The sequence below is a fragment of the Streptomyces sp. MB09-02B genome (assembly GCF_033794485.1).
Lineage (GTDB): Bacteria > Actinomycetota > Actinomycetes > Streptomycetales > Streptomycetaceae > Streptomyces.
Genome location: NZ_JARGEE010000322.1, coordinates 1 through 10,639, shown reverse-complemented (window position 1 = coordinate 10,639; position 10,639 = coordinate 1). Strand labels below are relative to the sequence as shown.

11 protein-coding genes and 2 pseudogenes are annotated in these 10,639 nt (G+C 69.7%); 8 read left to right on the top strand and 5 right to left on the bottom strand.

All coding sequences use genetic code 11. The features are described 5' to 3' along the window. The first annotated feature begins 246 nt into the window (after positions 1–246). Positions 247–819: a hypothetical protein gene (locus P1P70_RS32690; RefSeq protein WP_319244226.1), complete on the top strand. Its 573-nt coding sequence runs from the start codon at positions 247–249 to the stop codon at positions 817–819. 350 nt (positions 820–1,169) lie between these two features. Here P1P70_RS32690 and P1P70_RS32685 read toward each other — a convergent pair whose 3' ends face one another. After that, positions 1,170–1,799 carry a class I SAM-dependent methyltransferase gene (locus P1P70_RS32685; protein WP_319244232.1) on the bottom strand — a complete coding sequence of 210 codons (630 nt, stop codon included), beginning with the start codon at positions 1,797–1,799 and terminating at the stop codon, positions 1,170–1,172. Positions 1,800–1,991: 192 nt separating this feature from the next. Between P1P70_RS32685 and P1P70_RS32680 the strand changes: the two are divergent. Then, a pseudogene (locus P1P70_RS32680) lies at positions 1,992–2,147 on the top strand (IS5/IS1182 family transposase); the annotation flags it as partial. A gap of 18 nt (positions 2,148–2,165) precedes the next feature. Here P1P70_RS32680 and P1P70_RS32675 read toward each other — a convergent pair. Continuing rightward, the gene (locus P1P70_RS32675) at positions 2,166–2,543 is read right to left on the bottom strand and encodes a helix-turn-helix domain-containing protein (RefSeq protein WP_413471599.1); all 378 of its coding nucleotides are present in this window, start codon (positions 2,541–2,543) and stop codon (positions 2,166–2,168) included. A gap of 29 nt (positions 2,544–2,572) precedes the next feature. On the opposite strand from P1P70_RS32675, the gene P1P70_RS32665 reads away from it, so the two are divergent. After that, positions 2,573–4,177, top strand: coding sequence for an ISL3 family transposase (locus tag P1P70_RS32665; protein WP_413471598.1), 1,605 nt, complete (start codon positions 2,573–2,575; stop codon positions 4,175–4,177). A gap of 60 nt (positions 4,178–4,237) precedes the next feature. On the opposite strand, the gene P1P70_RS32660 is transcribed toward P1P70_RS32665, so the two are convergent. From P1P70_RS32660 to P1P70_RS32650, 3 genes are all read right to left on the bottom strand, one after another. Further along, positions 4,238–4,996, bottom strand: coding sequence for a hypothetical protein (locus tag P1P70_RS32660; RefSeq protein WP_319244225.1), 759 nt, complete (start codon positions 4,994–4,996; stop codon positions 4,238–4,240). A 249-nt stretch (positions 4,997–5,245) separates the two neighbouring features. After that, entirely contained in the window at positions 5,246–6,700 is a 1,455-nt protein-coding gene (tnpB, locus tag P1P70_RS32655) for an IS607 family element RNA-guided endonuclease TnpB (RefSeq protein ID WP_319244222.1), read from the bottom strand. Further along, positions 6,697–7,272 carry an IS607 family transposase gene (locus P1P70_RS32650; protein WP_319244220.1) on the bottom strand — a complete coding sequence of 192 codons (576 nt, stop codon included), beginning with the start codon at positions 7,270–7,272 and terminating at the stop codon, positions 6,697–6,699. Before P1P70_RS32650 ends, tnpB begins: the two co-directional genes overlap by 4 nt. Positions 7,273–7,423: 151 nt before the next feature. Here P1P70_RS32650 and P1P70_RS32645 point away from each other — a divergent pair. From P1P70_RS32645 to P1P70_RS32625, 5 genes and pseudogenes are all read left to right on the top strand, one after another. Then, positions 7,424–7,584, top strand: a pseudogene (locus P1P70_RS32645) (dipeptidase); the annotation flags it as partial. 373 nt (positions 7,585–7,957) lie between these two features. Further along, on the top strand, positions 7,958–8,719 hold the full coding sequence (locus P1P70_RS32640) for a hypothetical protein (RefSeq protein WP_319244218.1): 762 nt from the start codon (positions 7,958–7,960) through the stop codon (positions 8,717–8,719). Positions 8,720–8,748: 29 nt separating this feature from the next. Further along, positions 8,749–9,657: a hypothetical protein gene (locus P1P70_RS32635; RefSeq protein WP_319244217.1), complete on the top strand. Its 909-nt coding sequence runs from the start codon at positions 8,749–8,751 to the stop codon at positions 9,655–9,657. Positions 9,658–9,687: 30 nt separating this feature from the next. After that, the gene (locus P1P70_RS32630; protein WP_319244228.1) at positions 9,688–9,987 is read left to right on the top strand and encodes a DUF6087 family protein; all 300 of its coding nucleotides are present in this window, start codon (positions 9,688–9,690) and stop codon (positions 9,985–9,987) included. Between the two features lie 222 nt (positions 9,988–10,209). Then, a partial coding sequence (locus P1P70_RS32625; RefSeq protein WP_319244216.1) for an AMP-binding protein occupies positions 10,210–10,639 on the top strand: 430 nt, incomplete at its 3' end.

Here is a 10,639-nt window from a genome sequence, read left to right as displayed (position 1 = left end):
CTCCTCCACAAGGTCCCCTCCCCCACACCGACGGCCCGCCGCCGCCACCCGGAACGCAGCGGTTCACCCGTGGCGCAGAAGTAGGGCCGGAAAAGAGCTGGGCGAGGCGAGGGCCGGGAGGGGGACCTGGCCGCTGTCGCGGTCCCGGGACACTTCCGTGGCACCGGAGTACAACCTTCCGCCATACCCGGTCGTCTCACCCGATACCAGCGCTACCGCAGCGTTGCGGGAACAAGGGGGGACGACATGCGACGAATCGGAGCCGCGGTTCTGGCACTCGCGCTCGCGGGGACCGCGATCGGGACGGCGACGGCCACCGCGAGTGCCGCGCCCGGGGGTGCCGCGCGAGCCGCCGCGGCCTGCCCGACGGGCTGGGGCAGTGGCGTCAAGGGCAGCCCCGACAGCGGTGCCGTGCCGCTGACGGACATCAGGACCGGCCGGCACGACTGCTTCGACCGCATCGTGTTCGACGTGCCCGACGGCGGCGACCGCCTCGGCTACTGGGTCCACTACGTCGACCGGCTCCACCAGGTCGGCTCCGGCGACCCGATACCGGTGACCGGCGGAGCCATCCTGGAGATACGGGTCGCCGCGCCGAGCTACGACCCCGAGACGGGCGGGGTCGTCTACCCGGGCAAGGTCGCCAAGCCCCTCCCCGGGGTGGACCTGACCGGCTACCGCACCTTCCGTGACACCCGCTTCGCCGGCAGTTTCGAGGGCGAGACCCAGATCGGCCTCGGCGTCCGCGCCCGGCTGCCGTTCCGGGTGCTCCAACTCTCCGACCGCCTCGTGGTGGACGTGGCCCACAGCTGGACGTAGTCGCAGGCGGGGTCGAGCTCCCCTCCCGGACCGCCCTCCACGGCCTCCCGCACCTCCGGGTGCGGGTCGTCGGCGAGGCGGTCCGGCAGCGAGCCGACCCCGGGGGTGGACCCGTGGGCGACCGCCTGTACCAGGTCCTCCCGCACACCGGGGCCGGGGTGCACAGCACGATGCGCCAGACGGTCCAACGGCCCCGGCGGCGCGCACAAAGACCCCACACGGCGCCCACGCCGGACGTCTGGTCGAAGCGGCGAGGTTCGGCGACAGCGTCCCCATCCACGCCTTGCTGCGAGCCGGGGCTCGCTCCCAGACAAGCAACACTGAGGGCACCACGCCCCAGGGCCCACGGGCTACGGGCGGCGGGCCAGGAAGTGTGTGTCGAGGAAGCCGCGCTCGGACGCTGGGTCGTGGAGCAACCGAGCCACCGTGACGAGCCCGGCCTCGGACAGCGACTCGGCAAACTGCTCCGCCGGCCAGCTATAGGCGGGCGCCACCTTGTGATCGAAGCGGACAGGCTCCGGCCCCTCGGTCCCGAAGAGAGACACCAGGAGCAGACCCCCTGGTACCAGAACACGCGCCTGCTCAGCGAGTAGAGCGGGCAGTTCTTCAGGTGGGGTATGGATCATCGAGTAGTGGGCCAGCACTCCACCGAGCGCGCCGTCCTCGGCCGGCAGGGCCTCCATTCGCGCTTCCTCGAACCGCAGCGCCGGCTGGGCCCGCCTGGCGTGGTCGACCATGGCCGGCGAGAGGTCGACCCCGAAGGCGTCCAACCCCAAGTCGTGCAGCATGGCCGTCAGATGACCGGGCCCGCACCCGACGTCGGCTACCCGCAAGTTCCCCGTGTCACGCACGAGCTCGGCGAAGGTGCCGATCATGTTCCGGGCGAACGGCCGCGTCTCCAACCGACTGGTGAACATCGACGCATACAGCTCGACGACCCCGTCGTAGGCCGCCCTGGTCTCATCATGGTGTTCTAACACGGGCAGGAAGCTAACACCCCCGGTGTTCACCGCCGTTCTCCGACCCATACCGGCCCTTCCCCTCAGGACTTGGAACTCGCGCAGATAGGCTCGATGGGGCACCTCGGAACTCGATGGGGCACCTCGGAAGTAGAAGAGGAACAGGCCCTGGCGATCATGGAGTTGCGACGCTCTGTGATCACCGGGAGACCTGTGCCTGCCTTGCCATCATGGCTGACCGAATTCCTGTGGGACCAATTCGCGGCGCTGCTGCCACAGCGGCCCGCCTACGATCCGACTCACCCGCTGGGCAGCCACGGCACGCGGATCGGCGACCGGACCATCTTCGACAAGCTGTTGCAACTCCTCCTTTGCCAGTCTTGGAACTCAGGCAGTGCACGGACTCGCGGCGGGGCGCCGCCCTGCGGTGAACGCGGCGGGCGGGACACCCATGAAGTGGCGGAACTCGGCCGTCATGTGGGACTGGTCGTAGTAACCCGCCGTCGCGGCGATGTCCGACCACCGGCCGGCATCGGCCGCGAGCACGGTGCGAACGCGGTCGATGCGTGCGAAGTGCTTGGGGGACAAGCCGGTGCCGGCGGTGAACAAGGTGTGCAGGCGGCGCTCACTGATGTGCAACCGGGCCGCGGTCGTGGCGACAGTGGCACCGACCAGGAGTTCCCCAGGGGGTAGGTTCCGCGTCACGTATTTCGGCTCTGGCGCTGATCTTGTGACGCAGTCGGTGTCAGCGGTGACTGTGATCATGGCTCGCGTGTTCTTCGCGGAGTTTCGAGGTGCTGTTCCCTCATCTGGCCGGTGTCGTGGTGGAGTTGGTCGAGCGTGCCGTGGCCGGGGTGGTCACGATGCACGTGCGGGCCCGCTCGGCGGGCGCGGACTGCCCGCACTGCGGTAGTGCGTCGGGCCGGGTGCACGGCCGGTATGTGCGACGGCTCGCGGACGCCGCGGTCGGTGGGGCCAGAGTGGTGATCGAGCTGCTGGTGCGGCGGTTCAAGTGCCCGAACCCGGCGTGCCCGGCGGTGACGTTCGCCGAGCAGATCGCGGGGCTGACGAGCCCGCATGCCCGCTACACGCCACTCGTGCGTGAGCAATTGACTTCGATCGCTTTCGCACTGGCCGGCCGCGCGGGAGCCCGCCTGGCCGGGGTGTTGGGCCTACGTGTCGCCAAGGACACCTTGTTACGTCTGGTCCGTGCCACGCCGGAAGAAGCCGTCGGACAGATCCGCGTCCTCGGCGTCGATGATTTCGCGCTGCGGAAGGGCGACTCGTACGCCACGATCCTGGTGGACCTGGAGAGACGGCGCCCGGTGGACGTGCTGCCCGGCCGGGACGCCGAACCGCTGGCCGCATGGCTGAAGAACCATCCGGAAATAGAGATCATCTGCCGGGACCGGGCCGGGGCTTATGCCGAAGGCGCCCGCAGCGGCGCCGCGCAAGCGGTACAGGTTGCCGACGCCTGGCATCTGTGGCACAACCTCGGCGAGGCCGTCGAAAAGACCGTCTCCGCCCACCACGCCTGCGTCCGCGCAGGGTTCGAGAACACCGCACCGGCAGCCCCGCCGACCAGCGACGACATCTGGCAGACACCACCGCCGGCACCGGCTGCCGAGATGCTCGACGTCTGCGGACGCGAACGCCCCCTGGTGACCCGGACCAGGGAACGCTACATCGCCGTGCGACAGCTCCTCGAGGACGGCAGCACGCTGGAGAACATCTGCCGGACACTGCAGCTGGACCGGTCCACCGTGCGCCGCTTCGCCCGCGCCACCAGCATCGACGAACTGCTGATCAAAGCGACCAACCGCTCCACCATCCTGGACGAGTACGTGTCCCACCTCCACCAGCGATGGAACGAGGGCTGTCACAACAGTGCCCAGCTCCACCAGGAGATCGTCACCCTGGGCTTCGCCGGAAGCATCCAGACCGTCCGCCGCTACCTCCGCCCGTTCAAGGCCGCCACCGCCACGCCACCCACACACCGCCCGGCTCCACGGCCCCGCCGCATCGTCCGCTGGATCATGACCGACCCCGGAAATCTGACCGCCCATGATGCCGCCGACCTCAAGGAGATCCGGACCAACTGCCCCGAACTCGACGCCGTCACCCACCACGTCCGCGACTTCGCCGCCATGATGCGTGACCTGCGGGGCGACCAACTGCCCGCCTGGATGGAGCGCGTCCTCGCCGACGACCTGCCCGCTCTCCACTCCCTGATCAACGGACTGAGCCGCGACATCGACGCCGTCACCGCCGGACTCTCCACCCCCTGGAGCTCCGGCCAGGTCGAAGGGCAGGTCACAAGGACGAAACTGCTCAAAAGGCAAGGATATGGACGAGCAAACCTTGACTTCCTCCGCAAGCGCGTACTCCTCACGCCCTGAGGCTGCTCAAGCAGGTCAAGACGGCCTTGATACCAGGGAAGGCTGCGCGGTGAAGCCGGCTCAATAGCGGTGGTTGGGCCAGTGCGGGTCCTCCCAGCGGGCGGGGCCGGTGAGTCCGATGAGTCGTATGCGGTGAAGCAGTTCCTCGGGAGCGTCCTGGGCTTGAAGCCGCGCAGGGGCGTGACGGACCAACCAGGCCGCGAGCTCGGTGCGCAGGTCATCTGCGTTGTCCCACGCGTCCCATGGAAGTTGATCGCCCAGAAGGTCGTACTCCCAGTGGGCAGCCGCTTCGGTCAGGTGCCGGTCGGCAACGCGGTCTTCGAGTGCCTCCCAGGTGTTGAGCCAAGGACTGAGCGTGGCAGATGCCTCGGCGCACAGCGCGAGGACCTCATGCACGGGGACTGCCGGCTCCGATGCGGCGAGGGTGTGAGCCCACCAGGCACGCAGGAACTCCCACACCGCCGCGCTCTGGTGCGCAGGCCATTGCCGCCAGTGGCCGCGAATGAACGAACGTCCGACCTCGTGCATGCCAAACATGGGCTCCACGAGGCCACTGACCAGCGCCCTGGCGAATTGAGGCAGGATACGGCGCAGCACCGCGCCGTGGTCGTTCCAGTCGGGGGCATCCCAGGTGCGACGCAGAAGGTCCGGGTCGAGCACCACGTCCGGGACCTTCAATTGCGCAAGCTCTTCTTCGCTGCCCCAGTGACAGTCACACTGGGTCTCATCGCTGCGGGCGGTCATTCCGCGAAAGGTGACGTCCAAGCAGTCCAGAGCACGGTCGAGTCGGAGCCGTGCGGGAGTGTCGTCGGGGTTCATCGTGTCGGCACAGCCTCAGGGGGACTCCGGGTGGCTTCCGCCAACCGAAGATCACAACCTTACCGGGCCCCATCAGCCATCGTCACGGCAGTTACCCAGTTTCCCAGCCGCTTACGATGGCCAGGCAACCAGTCACAAGATCAGCGCCACAGCCCGTATTTCCCCACCCCCGCGGTCACGTAATTCCGTTGCCGAGACCGTAGTCAGGTCTCAGCATCCCGGGCATTTCGGCCCGGAAGGTCCGTCACATCACCCAAGCGTGGCTTCGGCTTGAGTACGGTCTCTCGCTTCCGTCTGCTGCTGGTGCGGCAGGGTTGCGCCACCTGCCCGCCCCGCGCTCGCCCTGCGGCGGGTGCGGTTGACGCGGGTCTTCTGGTCGGCTCCACGAGGCTTCGACACCACCGGGGCGGTGTCCTGGTCTCCGGCCACTCCGGTACCAGTTACTGCGGCTGCCGCGAGCGCGGCGAGGTTGAGTGCGGCGTTGTCGTCCCGGTCCAGAACCAGACCGCAGGCGTCGCATTCGTAGGTCCGGACGTGCAGCGGCAGCTTGGCTTTCACCGCGCCGCACCCGGAACAGGTCTTGGAGGAGGGGAACCAGCGGTCCGCCGCGATGGTGCGGGTGGCGTGGCGGAGGCGGGTCTTGTAGTCGAGCTGGCGGCGGATCTCGCTGAATCCGGCATCGGCGATGCGGCGGGCCAGGCGCCGGTTCTTGAGCATCCCGGCGACGTTCAGGTCTTCGACCACGACTGTGCCGTACTCGGCCGCCACCTTCGTGGTCAGCTTGTGCAGGGCATCGGCGCGGAGGTTCGCCACGCGGTGATGCAGCTTGTTGCGGGCGGCGTTGGCCTTCTCCCACCGCTTCGACGGCTTCTGTCCGGTGCGCCGGTCGGGGCCTTGGCGGTGGGAGACGGTGCGGGAGGCGCGGCGCAGCTCCTTGCGTGCCCGTTCGTAGTGCCCGGGGTTGGGAACGGTGCGGATCTCACCGGTGCTGTCGGCCATCACCGCGAGGGTTTTCACGCCGAGGTCGATACCGACCGTCGCGTCCGGGCGCGCCACTCGTTCGAGGTCGCGTTTGACCTCGGTCTGGAAGGAGACGAACCAGCGTCCGCGTTCGTGCCGGACGGTCGCGGACAGAATGCGGGCGGTCCCGGCCTTGACGCGGGCGAGGAGGCCGCTGGTGGGCTCATGGACGCGGATCGTCCCGAGCCGGGGCAGTGTGACGTGCCGGCCATCGGTATCGACGCGGATCGTGCCGGTCGTGAACCGGCAGGCCAGGCGCGCTTTCCGCTTCGACTTGAACCGGGGCGTGCCCATCCGCTTGCCGCGCCGCTTGCCCTGCTTGGACTTGGCGTAGCTGTCGAACGCGGACGACGCGTTCGCCAGGCCGGTAGAGTACGCCTCCTTGGAGTTCTCCTCCCACCAGGCGGCGAACCTCAAATCGGTCGTCTTGGCCTGGTTGAACGCCTTCCGCAGCGACGGCAGCGACCACGGCCGCCACTCGGTCAGCCCCGCCTCGGCGATGCCGTACGTTTCCTCGGCCTCGCGCTGCCACCAAGAGGCGGTAACCCAGCCGACAGCCCAGTTGTACGCGGCACGCGCGGCACCGCAGTGCGAGCGCAGCGCGTGCTCCTGGGTGGCGTTCGGGTCCAGGGCGAACCGGTACGCCTGCACGACAAACCCGGGCTGCGGCTGGAACTTCTTCACTCGGCGGCCTCGCCGGTCGCTACCGCGACCGCGCGGGCGGCCCGGTTCTTCGCCGCCCCCCGTCCGTACAGGCGGGCGCACATCGAGGTCAGTACCTCGGTGATGTCCCGCACCAGGTCATCGGCGGTCTCGGTGGGGTCGAGGACGACCAGGCGCCGCCCGGATGCGACCAGGACGGCTTCGAGGTGTTCGACGCCGAACCGGGCCAGCCGGTCGCGGTGCTCCACCACGATCACCGCCGCCTGCGGGTCGGACAGCAGGCGGTGCAGCTTGCGGCGCCGCCCGTTCAGCCCTGAACCCACTTCGGTGACGACCTCGGCAACGGCCAGGCCCAGCCTGTTCGCGCCGGACACGACCCGGGCGGCCTGCCGGTCCAGGTCACTCTTCTGGTCGGCGGACGACACGCGGCAGTACGCCACGACCCGCCCATGCGACTGGACGGCGACCTCGTCGACCAGCCACGTCCCGGACGGCGCCTGGCGAACGGGGACGGGCATCTTCCCGTCCTTCACCCACCGCCAGGCGGTCTGGTAACTCACGCCCTGCTGACGCGCCCACTCCGAAAGCTTCACAAGGTCACGCTAATCGAGACATGTGACTAGAGATGACTAGAGATGACTAGAAAATCTGTAGCAGCTTTCACCCCCATGGGGACGACGGGTGGCGGGGGCCATAGTCCTGGCCCGCCCGCTGAAGCACAGGAGCTGCTGCCAGCGGCATGGCCTGCTGTTCGTTGAGGGATATCGGCCGCCCGCCCTGCAACACTCCTACTTCCAGCAGTACGCCGACGAACTGCGGGCCGCCACGAGCCGGTACGTCTCCCCGCCCGAGATCGCCGCCACAGCGCCGGCGGGGCAGTCGCCCTCACGCTCATGTCCGCCGACTGACAGGAAACTCGACACGGGCCCGGCACACGTGCTCTACGGTCCGCGTGACCTCGACGCGTTTCCCTGACCGTGGCGCCTGATGTACAGGGGCTGGCGCGGTTTCTCGGGCTTCTTATGTGATAGGACGGCTGCCTCAACATGTGGGGGGCGCATGCGGCACGTACTGGTCTGGCTGGTGCGTCTGAGCGCGCTCGGCGCGTGGGGTGCGGCCGCGGTCGCCTGCTGGCAGCTGCTCGGGAGCGGGCCTGTGCCGCGGCCTTTTCGTGAGCCTCTGGTGTGGGGTGCCGTCGCTGTGGGGTGTGCCGTGCTTCGGGTGGTGGCGTTGTGGGCGCTGCGGGTGCCGGCGGCAGCGGCCTGGTGGCGGAGGCGTATGAGCGTCGGAGTCCCTCTGGCCAAGGCCCCGAGTGCCTGGGGCGACCCCCGCGCGCTCTCCTTCGTTGACTCCGTGCTCTGGGTCAAGCTCCGTACCGCCGCCATATGGCTGCTCGTGGCCTTCTCGGCAGGGGTGTTCTTCGCCGCGATGATGACCTCACCCGACTGGGAGGAGCGGGTCGACGCCCTACGGGACGCCGGTGCCGAGGTGAGCACCGCGACCGTGGTGGCGCGGCAGGGGCAGGTGCGGGAGGTAATCAGTGACGGTGACCTGGAGGGATACACCTCCGACCTCGTCGTCTCCGTGCCCGGCGGTCCCGAACGGCTCGCCGTGCCGGACGCGTTCACATACGACAAGCCCGTCGAGGGGGCCGAGGCCGACGTCCTGTGGGCCGGTTCGGGCGGTTACGTCGACGACCGCAAGCACCTGCCCACGCTTGCCGCGGGACGCTGGGCGGCCTTCCCGGACGATGAGAACGGCGACGCCGCGCTGGTGGCGTTCGTCATCCTTGCCGGCATCGGGGGCGCCGTACTGACTCCCTGCTTCACGATCGGGGCCCACGCCGGCCGCCTCCAGCGGCTGGCCTGGTCGCCGTTTGCCCAGACCGTCCGAGCCGTGCCCGCGGTGGGGGTGTTCGTCGGCTTTCGGCCCCTGTTGCTGGGGCGGGAGGCGACCCTGACGGAGATGGCTTTCGCCGGGGGTGGTTTCCTGCTCGTCCTGGCCGTGTACATCGGCACGTCGATGCGCACGCTGCGGTGAGGTCGCTTCACATGTCATCGGGGGGATCTGTGCGTTCGGCGCTGATATGGCTCGTACGGCTGTGCTCGCTCGCGGCGTGGGTCGCGGCCGCCGTCGCCTGCATGTGGCTGCTGGGGGCCACCGCCATGGCCCGGCCCTGGCACGAACCCTTCGTGTGGGGTGCCGTCGCCGTGGGGTGTGCGGTGGTGCGGGTGGTGGCGCTTTGGATGCTGCCCGGCGAGCCCAAGGCCGACGGTTTCACGGACGAGTCCTGGGTCAAGCTTCGCACCGGTGCCCTCTGGGTCATCGTCGCGTTCTCCTCCGCCGTGTTCGCCGCCGCCCTCCTGACCTCGTCCAACGCGGGCGAGAAGCTCGATGCCCTGCGCGACGCGGGCGCAGAGGTGAACACCGCGACGGTTGTGGAACGCCAGTCGACACGGCAGGAGTTGAGCGAAGGCGTCGTGAAGGGGTACGTGTCCCGGCTCGTGGTCTCCGTGACCGGCGGTGCCGAACGGCTCACTGTGAGCGGCGCTTACACGTACGAGAAGCCCGGCAAAGGCACCGAGGTCGACGTCCTGTGGGCCCGGTCCGACCCTGGTCTCGGCGGTTACGTCAACGAGAGCAAGGACCTGCCCACGCTCGCCGAGGACTCCTGGAAGGCCTTCCAGGACGACGAGTTGGGCTTGGGCTCGCTGATCGCCTTCATCGTCGTCGCGCTCATCGGCGCGATCCTGACCCCTGTGTTCACCCTCGTGCCCGACGCCGGCGACCTTCAGGAGGTGGCCTGGTCGGCGCCATTCCAGACCACGCGCACTGCGCTGACCGCGCTGGTGTTCTGGGGCTGGAGTCCCCTGATGCTGGGGATCCAGCCGAGCCTGCCGCAGATGCTCATCGCCGTCGGCAGCTCCTGCCTCGTCCTGCTGGGGTACGTCCTCACGTCGCTCCGCAGCTTCGGCTGACGTACGACGACGCCCTTTGACGACGCGCCGCTGGAGGAGTGGGCACAGCGCCGCGAGGCCCGCCGGCCCGCGCCCGGGGACCGCAGGGCGGTCCCCCTCGGCGACGGGCCCGAGCGTGGCGGGCATGTCGATCCGGATGCCCCGCGCGGGATGCTGGAGTGGGACGGTCATCAGTGGGTTCCCAGCGGTGTGGCCGACGACCACGCCACGGCCGTGGACGAGAGCGGCCAGCAGAATGCGGCGGAGCGCGTACCCCTCCCGCGCTCCACCGCCCTACCTCCCGCCCCCGAGCGGCCGTTCCGCCCCACCAAGGTCTTCCCCCGCCCCTGACGCAATGTGGTCCTTCCATGCCTCGTTCGCGTACCGGCGCCACCGGGCAGGCAGGGAGGCCCCCCTGCGGGGGCAGCGCATGACGCTGGCACCCCCGGGCACCGACCGCACCCGACCACGGCCTCGTCCACCACCGGCTCCGCCCGCCCCGCCGCCCGCCGCCGCCCGTCACCGGACGGGACGGCTTGTAGTGTCCGCACGGTGGAGAGATCGAATGAATGTGTGAACGACGGCGCGGACGCGACGCTGCTGGACGTGTTGCTCCAAGCGGCGCGGGAGACCCCCGGCCAGACCGTCGTGCACGTCCGGGGGGACGGCGGCGAGCACACCGTCACCTTCGCCGAACTCCGCGACGACGCACTCCGCGTGGCCGGGGGCCTGCTCGCGGCGGGCGTGACCCCGGGCACCCCGCTGCCGCTGGTCGCCGACCGGGGCGACACCTTCCAGCCCCTGTTCTGGGGCGCGCTGGCGGCGGGGGCCGTCCCCGTCCCCCTCGCGCCGGAGCCCCGCCGGATCGGCACGGTGTGGGAACTCCTCGGCAGGCCGCCCGTGCTGACGGACGACACATCGACGGCCACGGTCCGCCGCGTCGACCCTTCCCTGTGGGTGCTGCGGCTGGACGAGCTGCGGCAGGGTCACCCGCCCCGGGACC